Origin of the sequence: Stenotrophomonas tumulicola, assembly GCF_014117215.1 — a bacterium.
Classification (GTDB): domain Bacteria; phylum Pseudomonadota; class Gammaproteobacteria; order Xanthomonadales; family Xanthomonadaceae; genus Stenotrophomonas; species Stenotrophomonas tumulicola.
In genome coordinates this window covers 230,133-245,234 of record NZ_JACGXS010000001.1, presented here as the reverse complement: position 1 = coordinate 245,234, position 15,102 = coordinate 230,133, and the positions used below count along the sequence as shown (strand labels likewise).

Genomic DNA, 15,102 nt, shown 5'->3' with positions numbered 1-15,102 from the left:
CTACCCTTGCAAGGCGGCATGACCTTCGACACCCTTGCAGGGGGGGTCGGAGGCGTATCGTCCGCCCTATGGCCCTTGCAGGGCCATTCCCAGACATCACGCGGCCTGGAGGCCATACAAAGTGACCCGTACTCCCAAGATCGTCCTGCTGACCCTGGCCGTTTCGGCCGCGCTGGTCGGCTGCGGCAAGAACGAAACCCCGGCCACGGATGGCACCGCCTCCACTCCGGCCGCCAACGAAACCACCTACACCCTGGACCAGTCCAAACTTCCGGCCTACAACGCCTTCCAGGCCAGTGACCTGGACAGCAGCCTGGACGCCTGCACGGCCTTCGGCGATTACGTCAACAGCAAGTGGCTGGCTTCCAACGAAATCCCGGCCGACCGCACCAGCTGGGGCGCGTTCACCATCCTCGACGAACGTTCGGTCGCCGTGCAACACCAGTTGGCCGAGCAGGTGGCGCAGGTAAAGAATCCGAACCACATCGAAAAGGTGGTCGGTGACCTGTGGGCCACCGGCATGGATGAAACCAGGATCAACGAACAGGGCATCGAGCCGATCAAGGCCGACCTCACTGCCATCGACGCGCTGTCCGACAAGGACGCGATCGCCGCCTACCTGCGCGACACGGCCGCCAAGGGCGAGAACGTGCTGTTCGGCTTCGGTGCCGAAGCCGACTTCCAGAACTCCGCCGTCAACATGGCCTATGCCAGCCAGGGCGGCCTGGGCCTGCCGGACAAGACCTTCTATACCGACGCGTCAAAAGCGGACAAGCTGAAGGCCTACCAGGCCCATGTGGCCAAGGTGCTGGAGCTGGCCGGCGTGCCCGCCGCCGATGCCGCCACCCAGGCCGAGGAGGTCATCAAGTTTGAAACCCGCCTGGCCAAGGCCTCCAAGTCCAGCGTCGAGCTGTCGCGGGACGTCTCGCTGTATTACCACCCTGTCACCCTGGCCGACGCCGACAAGCTGACCCCGAACTTCAGTTGGACCGAGTTCTTCAAGTCGCAGGGCGTAGCCGCACCGGAGAAGTTCTCGCTCGCCATCCCCGCCTTCCATGAAGAAGTGAGCAAGGCACTGGCCGACACCGATCCGGCCGTATGGCGTGCCTACCTGCGTTTCCACACCGTGGACAGCGCCTCGCCGTACCTGAGCGATGCCTTCGCCGATGAGAACTACGCCTTCTACGGCAAGACGCTCAACGGCCAGAAGGAACAGAAGCCACGCTGGAAGCGCGTGCTCGGCACCATCGAGAACGGCGCCGGCGAAGCCTTCGGCCAGTTGTACGTCAAGGTCGCTTTTTCGCCGGAATCCAAGGCGAAGATGGAAACGCTGGTGAAGAACCTTGCCGATTCGCTGAAGGAGCGTATCCAGGGTTTGACGTGGATGAGCGACGAGACCAAGGCCAAGGCGATTGCCAAGTGGGAAACCTTCACGCCGAAGATCGGCTACCCGGACAAATGGCGCGACTGGTCGGGCCTGGATACCGGCCGTGACAGCTTCCTCGGCAACGTGCATGCTGCCAACGCATTCAACTACAAGTTCGACCTGTCCAAGATCGGCCAGCCGGTGGACAAGACCGAGTGGGGCATGACCCCGCAGACCGTCAACGCGTACTACAACCCGCTGCAGAACGAGATCGTGTTCCCGGCAGCGATCCTGCAGCCGCCGTTCTTCGATCCCAACGCCGACGACGCACTGAACTATGGCGGCATCGGTGCGGTGATCGGCCACGAGATGACCCACGGTTATGACGACCAGGGCAGCCGTTTCGGGCCGACCGGCAACTTCGAGAACTGGTGGACCGAGGCGGACAGCAAGAACTTCGCGGGCCTCACCGGCAAGCTGGTCAAGCAGTTCAACGGGTACAAGGTGGACGGCCAGGCCGTCGATGGCAGCCTGACGCTGGGCGAGAACATCGCCGACCTGGGCGGCCTTGCCACGGCCTACGATGCACTGCAGAAAGCATCGGCCGGCAAGGAAGATCCGAAGGTTGACGGGTTCACCCGCGACCAGCGCTTCTTCTTCAACTGGGCCACCGTGTGGCGTACCAAATACACCCCGGAGAACGCAAAGGTCCGCCTGACCACCGATCCGCATGCACCGGCGCAGTTCCGCGCGATGGGTGCGCCGTCGAACCTGCCGACCTTCGCCACGGCGTTCCAGTGCAAGGCCGGTACGCCGATGTCGCGCGCTGGCGATGCGCAGGTCGTGATCTGGTAACGCGCCACCGCTAGTGCACCGCACAAAGGCCCGGGGAAACCCGGGCCTTTGTGTATCCGGTACGCGCTGCCGAATGGGGTGGGTAGCAGCCGTTGATCCCCCCATCCGGAGCACGCCGCCTTCGGCCCGGGCTTGCTATAGTGCCGCAGCCCTCAATCCTCGATGGATTCGCTCTTCCATGCCCAATCTTCGTCCGCTTGCCATATCCCTGGGCGTCAGCCTGGCCATGCTGTTTCCTGCACACGATGCGCTGGCCGCCAAGAAGAAGGCTGCACGTGCGCCGGCAGTAACCGCGCAGTGCACCGACTTCTACGATTACAGCAACGCAGCGTGGCTGAAGGCCAATCCGGTGCCGCAGACCGGCGCCACCACGGCGCTGGGCCAGTTGGTGGACCGCAGCCGCCTGCAGCAGCGCGAGCTGCTGGATGCCGCCATGGCCAGCCCGCAGGGCAACGTGCAGAAGCTGCTCGGTGACTTCTGGGCCAGCGGCCTGGACGAGGCAGCAGTGGAAGCCGACGGTTCCAATCCGATCGCTCCGCTGCTGACCCGCATCAATGCGATCAAGAAGGCCAAGGACGTGCCAGCCTCCTTCGCGGCGTTGCACCAGGTCGGCATTCCGGTAGCTTTCAACTTCGGCCCGGACGTGGACCTGAAGGCGCTGGACCGCCATATCGGCTATTTCATGCAGGGCGGCATGGGCCTGCCAGACCCGGCGTTCTACACCCGCACCGATGCCGATACAGTGGCGGTGATCGGGCGTTACCGCGCCTATGTCAAACAGATCCTGGCCCTGACCGGCACCCCGGCCGACAAGCTGGACGCCGAATCGCAGGCGGTGATCGCGCTGGAAACCGAACTGGCGCGCAATGCCCAGTCACTGGCCGACCTCAACAATCCGTTCCGCAACTACGCGCCGATCTCCACCAAGGATCTCAACGGCCGTTACAAAAACCTGCAGCTGGACGCCTTCCTGAAGGTACAGGGAGTGAAGGACGACCTGGTGTCGCTGTCCGACGAATCCCTGTTCAAGGCGCTGGACGGCATGGTCACCCGGATCAAGCCGGACCAGTGGAAGGCTTACCTGCGCTGGCGCGTGGGTGATGCGATGGCACCGTACCTGTCCAAGGCCTACCGCGATGCCGAGTTCGAATTCCGCGGCCGCGTGCTGCGCGGGCAGACCCTGCCTGCGGCGCGCTGGGAGCAGGTGCTGGATGCGATCAACGTAGCGGCCGGTCCGATGCTCGGCCGTGAATATGCCGCCAGGCACCTGTCGGGCGAAGATCGCCGCCAGGCAGCGGTGATCATCGACAAGTTGCGTGAAACGCAGATCGAAGCCCTCAAGCGCAGCACCTGGCTGAGCGCAGAAGCCAAGGCTGAAGCACAGGCCAAGCTGGGCGCGATGAAGATCGAGATCGGCACCCCCCTGCGCGACCTGGACTACAGCGTGCAACCGATGGGCCGTGGCAGCTTCGGTGGCAACATGCTGATCGCCTCCACCTGGCGCCACCGCGAGGAGATGAAGCGCATCGGAAAGGGCAACGCCGACCGTCGCTGGGACGTGCTGCCGCAGCAGCCGTCACTGGCATACGATTTGGCGCAGAACCGCCTGATCGTCACCGCCGCCGCACTGCAGGAGCCAATTTTCAGCGCACAGGCCAACGCAGCCAACAAGTACGGCAGCTATGGCGCACTGGTCGGCCATGAGCTGACCCGCGCCATCGACGCCAAGGGCGCGCTGATCGATGCCCGCGGCGAACTGCGCAGCTGGTGGAGCCCGGCCGACAAGACCGCCTGGACGCTGCTGGGCAGCCGGGTTGCGGCGCAGTACGGCAGCTATGACTTCCCGGGCGTGAAGGGAGCCAAGGTCAACGGCACGCTGACCCAGGAAGAAAACCTGGCGGACCTGGCCGGGCTGGAGCTGGCCTGGGAGGCCTACGCGGCGCTGGAACCCAATGCCAAGCCGGCAGACCAGCAGGCCTTCTTCAGCGCCTGGGCGGCGCTGTGGGGCCAGCAGTTGTCGCCCAACGAGGCCGTGGCACGCGTGGGAGCGGACATCCGCGCGCCGGGCAAGTGGCGTACCAACGGACCGCTGTCCAACCTGCCGGCGTTCTCTGCCAGCTTCAGCTGCAAGCCGGGCCAGCCGATGCAGCGCATCGAGGCCGAACAGATCCGCGTCTGGCACTGATCCCCATTACTGACATGAACTCGAGGGCGCCCCATGGGCGCCCTTTTTTACTGTCCAGCCCCAAAAAAGACCCCGGCAGGATGCCGGGGTCGAATGTGTCACAACAAAAAAAGAGAAAGCCTCTACACGCTACGGTCAGAAGTCGTAGGACGCACTCAGTCGAACCGAACGCGGCGTGCTGAAGTAGGTGCCCATGTTGTAGGTGTTGGACACGGTATACGGACCCTCTTCGTACTGTGCTTCGGACTGGATCTGGCGACGCTGGTTCAGCACGTTGAACACGTCCAGGCCGAAGGACAGCTTGTGGTCGGCGAATGCCGGGCGATACATCACGCCCAGGTCCACACGCGTCGTCCACGGCTGGCGCCCTGCATCGCCCGGACGCGAGAAGCTGCCGTTGCAATAGTGGTACGACGAACCGTAACCATTGAGCGGGTCGCTTTCATCGGTGCCGTAGTAGCCAAGGCAACTCTTGGGCATGCCGGACATGATGCTCAGGGTCGCCGAAGCAATCCACTCATCATTGAACTGATACGCGCCGTATCCCTTCAACTGGTGCCGGCGATCATTGGCGAGATACCCGCCCGCGTACTCCATGATGGTCGCCGCATCCCAGTCCTGGGTCTTGGATACATCATCCTGGCCGATGTCCGACTTCACCTGGCCCTCGGTGTTGCCGAAGCTGCGCGACCAGGTGTAGTCCACCCGTCCGTACCACTTGTCGCTCATCGGGTGCTCGATGAACAGATCCACCGCGACATAGTCACGCTTGGCCTTGTTGCTGCCATAACCCCAATCGTTCGCGCTCATCCGGACCGGGGTGTAGCCCGACCCATCGCTGTGCTTGACCATGATGGTATTGGTCTTGCCCGGGTTGAAGATCACGCAGCCGGGAACCTCCATGCCGCTCGAATCCACGCCCATCGCGTCGAGCTTGTCGTAGATGCGATCGGCGTCACAGGTGTCATCGATCGCCGACTGCAGCCGACGGTAGGTCAACTTCGCGCCGCTGTTCCAGGCCGAACCCAGGGTCTTCTCGAAGCCCAGGATCAGCTCGTCCTGGTACTGCGACTTCAGGTCCGTGGGTGCCACGGACAGCGGATCCGGCGTCGCGCCGTATTCGCCATTGGAGGACACCGGGCCTGGCCCGAGGGCAGTCAGATCGGTCGGATTGCCATTGGCATCGATGCCGCCGTAGGTGAAGTACTCGCGGGTATAGGTCGATGCGGAGGCGCCACGGATCGCGACGCTGTTCGGCAGGGCCAGGTAGTAACGACCCAGGTTCGCGAATATCTTCAATGACGAATCACCGAATACGTCCCAGCTGACGCCCAGGCGTGGTGCCCACTGGTCGCCGCTTTCCACGTAGGGAACGGCCGAACTGTTGAAGTTGGTGAATTTGTCGTTGCGGATGCCGAGGGTCACCAGCCAGTTCGGCGTTACCTGCCAGCGGTCTTCCAGGTAATACGCCTTCTGCTCGACCGACATGCTGGTGGTGGTGGAGAAAATGTACTTGTAGGCGAAGTAACCATCGCCGCCCGGGGGCGTGATGCCGAATCCCGGGCTCGGCGACTCACCGGGCGCTACGCGCTGGTAATACCAGGCATAGCCGGGCCCGGTCATCGCCTGGCCTTCGTTATGCGCCTGGTAATACATGTTGTCGATACCACCAGTGATCTCGTGATCACCGATGCGGTACTGCAGGTCGACGCGCAGGCCGCGCGTCTTGCTGCCGGCATCATCGGCCTTCGTATACTGCGCCGGCTGGTCATTGCGGATGGGGCTGCCGCCGGTGATGGAAGGATCCTGGCTGTTCGCTCCGCTGATGTACGGATTGCCCGACTCCAGCGGATTGGACTCCAGGTTGCTCTGCTTGCTGCGTCCCCACACCGCGCTCAGGGTCAGGTCGTCGGTCAGGTAGCTGGTGAACTTGAAGATGTCGTAGTCATCTTTCACCTTCGTGGTGTTCGGGTACGTTCCCGTGCGTTCGCCCTCGGACAGGGTGTCATAGTCGAACGCCGTGTAGTAACCACTTTGGCGGTCGGTATTCTGCACGCGGGTGTATTCCAGCGTGTTGCTGTCGTTGATGTTCCAGTCGATCTTGCCGTAGAACTTCGGCGTGTCGATGCTGTAATTGTCACGTGCCTGCTGCGCAGCGGCGACGCTGTTGGTGGACACACCGTCAGTCTTGTCGGTTTCCGCCGCCAGGTGGATGAACAGGCGGTCTTCGATCAGCGGGCCGCTGGCATAGCCACTGACCGTGGTCCGCGTCGCCGTGTCGTTGTGGCGGTAGCGATACAGCGTGCCCGGCCGGCTCGGGTCGTCATACTCGTAGCCTGCAGGGAGTGCACGGTCGGGATGCATCACCGTTGCCGCCGACGCCGCCAGCGTGTCCGGCGACCAGGTGCTCTGGAAACCGAAGTGCCATTCGTTGGTGCCGCGCTTGCCGAGCTGGTTGATCACACCACCCGTGGAACGACCGTAGCTGGCGCTGTAGCCGCCGGTGTAGGTTTCCTGCTGGTCGATCGAGCCATACGGCAGGCTGACGCCACCCAGGTTGCTCAATGGGTTGGAGGCATTGAAGCCGTTGAGATAGTACGCATTCTCGGTGACGCTGGAGCCACCGAAGGACAGTACCGAACGCGAGCCGTTGGTGAATGCACTGCTGCCAGCAACAACGCCCGGTGCGAGCAGGGCGATGGCTTCGGCGCTGCGCCCCAGGGGCAGCACGTCCAATTGCTCGGAGGTGATGACCGAACGGGAAACGGTATTGCTCACGTCGATCTTCGGTATGTTGGCCGCAGTGACGTTCACCGCGCCCAGCGTCGTCGCATCGCCGCCACCGCCAAAGGAGACTTCGGTACCCACGCCGACCCGCAACTGGACATTCTCGCGACGCTCGACCACCTGGCCATCGCGCTGCAGCGAGATGCTGTAGCGACCCACTGGCAGCGAGCCAAGGTTGTAACGACCATTCGCGTCCACGCTTGCACTGCGCGTCAGGCCCGTATCGCTCTGCACGACCACCGTGGTGCCTGCGGCGGCCGGTGCGTTGCCGTAGAGAGAACCCGTAGTGCTCTGCGCTGCGGCAGCACCTACGAAAGAGGTCAGGACAACGGCGAGTGCCGTGCGTTTCAGCCTTGCGGCCTGCTTGCTGGAGATCATGAAATTCCCTTGTTCATAAGAGGCAACCACGTGTGTCATCCGCACCACAAAAACGTGAACGTTTGATTGCAGATGAATCGATACTAAGTACAACCTTTATGAAATTGCAACGGAAGTTGAACGAAAAATGGCCGTCCAATTTTTTGAACATATTCATCGACACGCCGATCAAAAACTTGTGACGTACGTTCCGGAATTTTCTACACAAAAATGCTTCCGACTCCAGCCATGAATATATGGCGCATTGCGTCGCTGCGACTGATCACGCGTTAACATCAATCGTGGTAATGGTGCGCACCCGCCACCTTGCGGAGCCCGGTCATGGCCTACAAGAATACGATCTGCCTCTGGTACGACAGCGACGCACAGGAGGCCGCTACCTTCTATGCCAGCGTGTTTCCTGACAGCGCGGTAACCGCCATCCATCACGCCCCCGGCGACTTTCCAAGCGGCAGGCAAGGCGACGTACTGACAGTCGAGTTCACCGTCTGCGGCATTCCCTGCGTGGGTCTCAACGGGGGACCAGCATTCAAGCAGTCCGAAGCGTTCTCGTTCCAGATCTCCACAGAAACCCAGGAAGAAACCGACCGCTTGTGGAGCGCCATCGTCGACAACGGCGGCCAGGAAAGCGCCTGCGGCTGGTGCAAGGATCGTTGGGGGCTGTCCTGGCAGATCAGCCCCCGCGTGCTGGTCGAGGCCGTCACCAGCTCCGATCAGGCACTGGCCAAGCGCGCCTTCGATGCAATGATGACCATGAAGAAGATCGATATCTCCGCCATCGAAGCGGCAATCGGGAAAGGAGACGGAAGCGATTGATACGTCGCTTTCGACTTCGCCTACCGGCACCGTGCGGATATCGAATTGATCCCCTCCGCCCACGCTCTTTCGGGAGATAGCGATGACATGGGATGCCATCATTGTCGGCGGCGGCCATAACGGACTGGTCTGTGCCGCTTATCTCGCACAGGCGAAGAAGCGCGTGCTGGTACTGGAACGACGCGCCGTGGTCGGCGGCGCCGCCGTAACCGAAGAATTCCATCCCGGCTTCCGCAACTCGGTGGCGTCCTACACGGTGTCGCTGCTGCAACCCAAGGTCATCCAGGACCTGCAACTGGAGCGGCATGGGCTGCGCACCGTCCTGCGCCGGGCCAACAATTTCCTGCCCCTCCCCGACGGGCGTTACCTGCTTGCCGCGGCCGGGCGAACAGCCGCTGAAGTAGCGAAGTTCTCGCGTCGTGATGCGGCCGCCCTGCCCGCCTATGAACAGCGTCTGGAGCTGTTCGCCGATGTGTTGCGCAGTTGGGCATTGCGCGCCCCACCCGACCTGGGCGCCCAGCCAGGCTGGCAGGCACTGCCCGCGCTGTGGCAGATGGGCCGCCTCGGTCGCGAACTGGCCGCGCTGAGCCCCGCACTGCGCCAGGAGCTCCTCGACCTGTTCACCTTGTCGGCCGCCGAGTATCTGGATCGCTGGTTTGAAAGCGAACCGATCAAGGCCCTGTTCGGCTTCGACGGCGTGGTCGGCAACTATGCCAGTCCGTATACACCGGGCAGCGCCTACGTACTGCTGCACCATGTATTCGGCCAATGCAACGGCGTAAAAGGAGCTTGGGGCCATGCCCTCGGCGGCATGGGTGCGATCACCCAGGCCATGGCGGCTTCCGCGCGCGAAGCGGGGGCGACGATCCGGGTCGACGCCGCCGTGCAGCACCTGCTGGTGGAGAACGGACGCGTGGTCGGCGTGGCACTGCAGAATGGCGAGGTGATCGAAGCGAAGTGCGTCGTCGCCAACGTCAATCCGAAACTGCTGTACGAGGGCCTGCTGGCGCCCGAACAGGTACCGGACGCTACCCGCGAGCGCATGGCGCACTGGCGCTGCGGGTCTGGGACGTTCCGCATGAACGTGGCACTGGCACGACTTCCAGACTTCAGCGCACTGCCCGGCAGCGGCGATCAGCTGACCGCCGGCATCATCCTCGCGCCCAGCCTGGATTACATGGACCGCGCCTGGCAGGACGCGCGCCACTTCGGCTGGTCGCGCGAGCCCATCGTGGAGATGTTGATCCCCAGCACGCTGGACGATTCACTGGCGCCACCGGGTGCCCACGTGGCCAGCCTGTTCTGCCAGCACGTAGCGCCGGTATTGCCTGACGGCCGCAGCTGGGACATGTGCCGCGAAGAGGTGGCCGATCTGATGGTTGCCACCGTGGAGCGATATGCGCCGGGTTTCACTGCCAGCGTGCTCGGCCGCCAGATCCTGTCACCGCTGGATCTGGAACGTACTTTTGGCCTGGTAGGTGGTGACATATTCCATGGCGCGCTGAGCCTCAACCAGTTGTTCGCCGCACGGCCGATGATTGGCCAGGCGGGCTACCGCGGTGCCCTGCCAGGCCTGTACCTGTGCGGGGCAGGCACGCATCCGGGGGGCGGTGTCACCGGGGCGCCAGGCCACAACGCAGCCCAGGTGATCCTGGCCGACCACTGAAAAAGGGGACGGAGGGGATTAAGTCGCTTTAATCCCCTCCGTCCCCTTTTTTACACGCTGCGCAGGTGGTTCTTGCGCTTTGGTGGTCCGGGTGGACGACGGTTGTTGAACGGTGGCTGCCCGCGCCAGTAGCGGATCAGCAGCCAGCCGAACAGCATGCCGCCCAGATGCGCGAAATGCGCCACGCCTGGCTGCCAGCCGGTGGCGCCCAGCACGAGTTCACCGATGCCGAACAGGATCACGAAGGTGCGCGCCTTCATCGGGATCGGCGGGAACAGCAGCATTACCCGCTGGTTCGGGAACAACATGCCATAGGCCAGCAGCAGGCCGAACACACCACCGGAGGCACCCAGCACCGTCGCCGGGTTGGCCATCAGGGCACCGACCAGCAACTGGCACAGGCCAGCGCCGACCACGCAGACCAGGTAGTAGATCAGGAAGCGCTTTTCGCCCCAGGTCTGCTCCAGCGGCGCGCCGAACATGAAGACCGCCAGCATGTTGAAGAACAGGTGGCCGAAGCTGCCGTGCAGGAAGCCATAGGTGAGCAACTGCCAGGGCTGGAAGTTGCCGCCGGGCGAAAACGCATCGAAGCCCTGCTGCAACGGCTGCAGCATGAACGGTGCAAACGTGGCATCGCCGAGCAGGAAAGGCTGCTGCAGCAGGAACAGGATCGCATTGGCGATCAGCAGCGCCTTGGTGACGGTTGGCAGTCGCGGGAACATGGGGCACCCTTTGGATCAACCTCCATCATAGCCGCAGTGCCCGATCCTGTCGGCCATTTCCACCATCGGCGTTCAGCGCGCCGCCGTGCTCAGCGCGGCCCCCATATCGCCGCATCCAGGGCCTGCACGGGATCATGACGGGGCCGACGCACGCGTCCGTTTTCCACCACCACGCCCTCGGCGCGCAGACGCTGGCATTGCTCGCGCCAGCCACGCGATCCCTCTGGCATGGCGATGCGGCCATCGGCACGCAGCACGCGGTGCCAGGGCAGGTGCGGATCGTCGTTGCCACCCAGCACGCGCGCCGTCAGCCGCGCACGTCCGGGCAGGCCCGCCTTCAGCGCGACTTCGCCATAGCCCATCACCTGCCCCGCGGGTATCGCGCGGATCACCGCCAGGATGCGCAGGCGCGATTCTTCCGCGCTCAGCGGCGCAGCCGCGTCACCAGCAGCACGCCGCACAGCACCAGGACGGTGCCGGCGATCTGCGCCGGGCCCATTGGTTCGTCCAGCAGCCATAGACTCATCACGATGGTGGATACCGGACCGAGCATACCGACCTGTGCCGCCAACGACGAGCCGATGCGCTTGACCGCCAGCATGATCGCCAGTACCGGCAGCAACGTGCATGCGGTGGCGTTGAGCAGCGACAACCATTGCACGGCCACGGGGGCCTGCCACAGCAATGGCCACGGGTGGGTCAGGCCGAAATGCAGCAGCACCAGCCCACAGGCCACGCAGCTGGCCTGGGCGGTCAGCCGCACCGCGCCCACGCGCGCCACCACCTGCCCGCTGCCGAACAGGTACAGCGCGTAGCTCAGCGCACTGCCCAGCACCAGCAGGCTGCCGAGCACGATCTGGCCGCCTTCGCGCTGCAGGTCGTGCCCGAAGGCCACCAGCACGCCGGCATAGCTCAGGCCCAGCGCCACCAGTTGCCAGCGTCCGGGACGCTGCCGCGCCAGCAGCACGTTGATCAACAGCACCAGGGTCGGATTGAGATACAGGATCAGCCGTTCAAGGGTCACGCTGATGTATTGCAGGCCCTGGAAATCCAGCCAGCTGGACAGGTAGTAGCCGGTGAAGCCCAGCCACGCGATGCGTGCACGATCAGCCCAGCCCAGCGGCGCGGCACGTCGCGACGACCACCATGCCAGCAGCAGGAACAAGGGAAACGCCATCGCCATCCGCAGCGCCAGCAGCGTGGTCGCATCCACGCCGTGGCGCAGGCCCAGCTTGACGATGATGGCCTTGCCCGAGGCAGCCACTGCGCCGACGGCGGCCAGCCCTATTCCCCCCAGTGCGATGCGGGAGGAGGACGTGGCAAGCGGCGGCATGGGCGTGGACATCTGGCGCGCCATTGTCTCATGTGCGATGCGGTGGATGATGCGGGGCGGCCGCCGCCACCGGACGCTTCAGCGCATCAGGACGATCTCTTCCGACGAGGTCGGATGGATCGCCACCGTGGCGTCGAACTGTGCCTTGGTCGCCCCCATCTTCACTGCCACTGCGAAGCCCTGCAGGATCTCGTCAGCCGCCTCGCCCAGCAGGTGCACGCCCACCACGCGCTCTTCCGGGCCGGCACAGACCAGCTTGAACAGGCTGCGCTGGGTGCCGTCAGCCAACGCCTGCAGCATCGGGCGGAAGCTGCTGCGGTACACCCGCACATCACCGTAGCGTTCGCGCGCCTCGTCCTCGCCCAGTCCGACCTGGCCCAGAGGGGGGTGCGTGAACACCACGCTGGGAACGTTGTCGTAATCCATCTTTGCGTCCGGTTTGCCTCCGAACAGGCGATCGGCCAGGTGTCGTGCAGCGGCTATCGCCACCGGGGTCAACCCGACCTTGCCGGCGATATCACCGACCGCATGCACGCTCGGCACCGCAGTGGCCTGCCATGCGTCGACCACGACCTCGCCGCGATCGCCAACCTCCACGCCCACGTCCTCAAGACCGATATCGCTGGAATTCCCGCGACGGCCTATGGCAAAGAACACATCGTCGAACACACTGTCCAACGGACCATCGTGGCCGAGCACACGCACGCGCTTTCCATCCCCATCACGCTGCAGTTCGCGCAGGCGGTAATTGAACTCGATGCGCACGCCCTGCTGGACCAGGTTCTCGGCCAGTTGCGCCGCCAACTCGCCGTCGAAACGGTCCAGCAGGCGACTGCCGCGTACCAGCAGCGTGACACGACTGCCCAGTGCCTGCAGCAGCCCTCCCAGCTCCACGGCAATGTAACCGCCGCCGACGATGGCGACCTCGGCGGGTGCGTGGCAGAGATTGAAGAAGTCATCCGATACCAGGCCCAGCTCCGCGCCAGGGATGTCCGGCCGCTGCGGGTGGGCACCAGTGGCCAGCACGACATGCGCGCCGCTGACGCGCACCCCGTCGCTGCATTCCACCGTGTGTGCATCGACCAGGCGCCCGCGTCGTGGCACGCGCACCACGCCGGACTCATCCAGCCGCTTGCGGTAGCTGGCGTGGATGTTGCTGATGTAGCCCTGGCGATGCACCACCAGTTCCTTCCAGGACAGCGACGGCCGCAACGGCACGTCGAAGCCCATTGCGCGTGCCAGGCCGATGCGTCCGGCCAGGTCGGCCGCGAGCCACATCGCCTTTTTGGGCACACAACCGACATTGACGCAGGTTCCACCCAGCTCGTCCGGCTCCAGCATGACAACACGCTTGCCATGCTGTGCCGCACGAAACGCCACCGCCAGCCCGCCAGAGCCGCCTCCAAGGACGATCAGGTCATAGTCATAGCGGTCATCACGGGTATTGGTCATTGGAGTCGCTCAAATCGTTACGGAACCAGCGCGTCGCGCAGGGTCGGCCATCGGTTGGCCGGTGCCGGCACTCGCGTCGACAAGGAGCATGCCATGACCTGCCACGTGCCAGACGTGACGATGCCACGATGTACTGCAGGTCGCGCAACATGCACGTGCGCAGCGCGGGCTCAGCCGCCCGCTACCGCACGCCGCATCGATGGCAGGCGCAGATAGGTCGACGCCCGCCACAACCACTCCACCGGGCCAAAACGAAAACGTGCCAGCCAGGCATGGCTTAGCCACACCTGCGCGCCAAACACCGCCAACGCAAACGGCACCTGCCAGGCGCGCGGCAATTGTTCGAAGAAGCCCAGGCCGTACCCGTAGAAGATCCACGTGCACAGCAGCGACTGCAGCAGATAATGCGTGAGCGCCATACGTCCCGGGGCGGCCAACCAGCCCAGCGCGCTGCGCGCGCGCACGATCCACGCCAGGTAGCCCAGGCACATCAGCAGGCTGGCGACTGCAGCCAATGCATAGGAAAGCCCAGTCGCCGGGGTGAACTGACCAGGCGCCAGGTACGGATGCCACGCCGCACTGGCCAGCATCAGCAGCAAGCCCACCGGCAAGGCAACCCAACGCAGCCGCGCATAAAGCGCTTCGAACCGCGCAGGATCGGCAAGGACGCCACGACGCGCGAACCAGGCGCCGATCAGGAACATGCCGAATATCTCAGGACCGGTCACCAGGATGCCGCCGAACATATGCCGCAGGTCCGACAAGCGCTGCAGGCTGGCCTCGGCCCAACTGCCCTGTCCATAGGCCAGCCGCTGTGCCTGGATGATGTCCTGTGCGGCGCGCATGGCGCCGGCGCTGTCCAGTGCGGTGGGATCAGCGCGCCCTGCTGCCCATACCACCAGTGCGAACAGCAGGCTCAAGCCGACCGCGAATGCATACGCCAGCCCGCCGGCCACCGGCAACGCCGACACTGGCAACCGGCGGCAGGCCAGCAACGGGAAAGACAGCACGGCATACATCACCAGGATGTCACCGGACCACACCAGCACGGCATGGCAGGTACCGATCAGTAACAGTGCCAGGCTGCGCCGCAGGTAGAGCGGCGCAAACGCACGGCCGCTGTCCAGCGCACGCTGCGCCATCACGGCGAAGCCGGCACCGAACAGCAGCGAGAACAACAGGAAGAACTTGCCCTGGACCAGCACGTAGACCAGCGCGTCAGCCGCGTAGTCGATCCCGTGCCAGCGCGGGTCGATGCCGGTGAAGGAAAGATCGAGCGGGCCGGCAAGGGCTTCGATGTTCATCAGCAGGATGCCCAGCAGGGCCGCCCCGCGCAGGACGTCCATCACGGTGATGCGGTCGGCCGCCGGCAGTGGCTGCAAGGACGAAGACGCGGTAGTCACGGGAAATCCGGGATCAAGGAGGGTCATTATGCGGGGGAGATGCGGCAAACAGGTGGAACCGCCTCACGCCGCAGGAAAAGACCGGGAGAACGGGACCTGGCCGCGCTGGCGATGCGCGCGACGCGGGAATGCAGCGAGC

General features: G+C 64.3%; 10 protein-coding genes. 4 read left to right on the top strand and 6 right to left on the bottom strand.

Translation table 11 applies throughout. The features are described 5' to 3' along the window. Window positions 1-121 precede the first annotated feature (121 nt). Window positions 122-2,221 (top strand): M13-type metalloendopeptidase, encoded by a 2,100-nt coding sequence (locus H4O11_RS01050; protein WP_182337593.1) that lies wholly within the window; start codon window positions 122-124, stop codon window positions 2,219-2,221. A gap of 178 nt (window positions 2,222-2,399) precedes the next feature. Further along, window positions 2,400-4,406, top strand: a complete 2,007-nt coding sequence (locus H4O11_RS01045) for a M13 family metallopeptidase (protein ID WP_182337592.1) — start codon at window positions 2,400-2,402, stop codon at window positions 4,404-4,406. A gap of 135 nt (window positions 4,407-4,541) precedes the next feature. On the opposite strand, the gene H4O11_RS01040 is transcribed toward H4O11_RS01045, so the two are convergent. Continuing rightward, the gene (locus tag H4O11_RS01040) at window positions 4,542-7,571 is read right to left on the bottom strand and encodes a TonB-dependent receptor (protein WP_182337591.1); all 3,030 of its coding nucleotides are present in this window, start codon (window positions 7,569-7,571) and stop codon (window positions 4,542-4,544) included. A gap of 321 nt (window positions 7,572-7,892) precedes the next feature. Here H4O11_RS01040 and H4O11_RS01035 point away from each other — a divergent pair, with 321 nt between their 5' ends. Then, entirely contained in the window at window positions 7,893-8,387 is a 495-nt protein-coding gene (locus tag H4O11_RS01035; protein ID WP_182337590.1) for a VOC family protein, read from the top strand. Between the two features lie 82 nt (window positions 8,388-8,469). Continuing rightward, window positions 8,470-10,053, top strand: a complete 1,584-nt coding sequence (locus tag H4O11_RS01030; protein ID WP_182337589.1) for a phytoene desaturase family protein — start codon at window positions 8,470-8,472, stop codon at window positions 10,051-10,053. Window positions 10,054-10,103: 50 nt separating this feature from the next. Here the strand turns inward: H4O11_RS01030 and H4O11_RS01025 are convergent, their stop codons facing one another. The 5 genes from H4O11_RS01025 to H4O11_RS01005 form a co-directional block, all read right to left on the bottom strand. Continuing rightward, on the bottom strand, window positions 10,104-10,775 hold the full coding sequence (locus H4O11_RS01025) for a rhomboid family intramembrane serine protease (RefSeq protein WP_182337588.1): 672 nt from the start codon (window positions 10,773-10,775) through the stop codon (window positions 10,104-10,106). An 89-nt stretch (window positions 10,776-10,864) separates the two neighbouring features. After that, window positions 10,865-11,293 carry an MGMT family protein gene (locus tag H4O11_RS01020; RefSeq protein WP_182337587.1) on the bottom strand — a complete coding sequence of 143 codons (429 nt, stop codon included), beginning with the start codon at window positions 11,291-11,293 and terminating at the stop codon, window positions 10,865-10,867. Beyond that, window positions 11,200-12,120: a DMT family transporter gene (locus H4O11_RS01015; RefSeq protein WP_182337586.1), complete on the bottom strand. Its 921-nt coding sequence runs from the start codon at window positions 12,118-12,120 to the stop codon at window positions 11,200-11,202. The genes H4O11_RS01020 and H4O11_RS01015 overlap by 94 nt, the downstream gene beginning before the upstream one ends. Window positions 12,121-12,186: 66 nt before the next feature. Next, a complete protein-coding gene (gene gorA, locus H4O11_RS01010) occupies window positions 12,187-13,560 on the bottom strand; it encodes a glutathione-disulfide reductase (RefSeq protein WP_182337585.1) in 1,374 nt (457 codons plus the stop codon). Between the two features lie 170 nt (window positions 13,561-13,730). After that, a complete protein-coding gene (locus H4O11_RS01005) occupies window positions 13,731-14,990 on the bottom strand; it encodes a DUF418 domain-containing protein (RefSeq protein ID WP_182337584.1) in 1,260 nt (419 codons plus the stop codon). Window positions 14,991-15,102 lie beyond the last annotated feature (112 nt).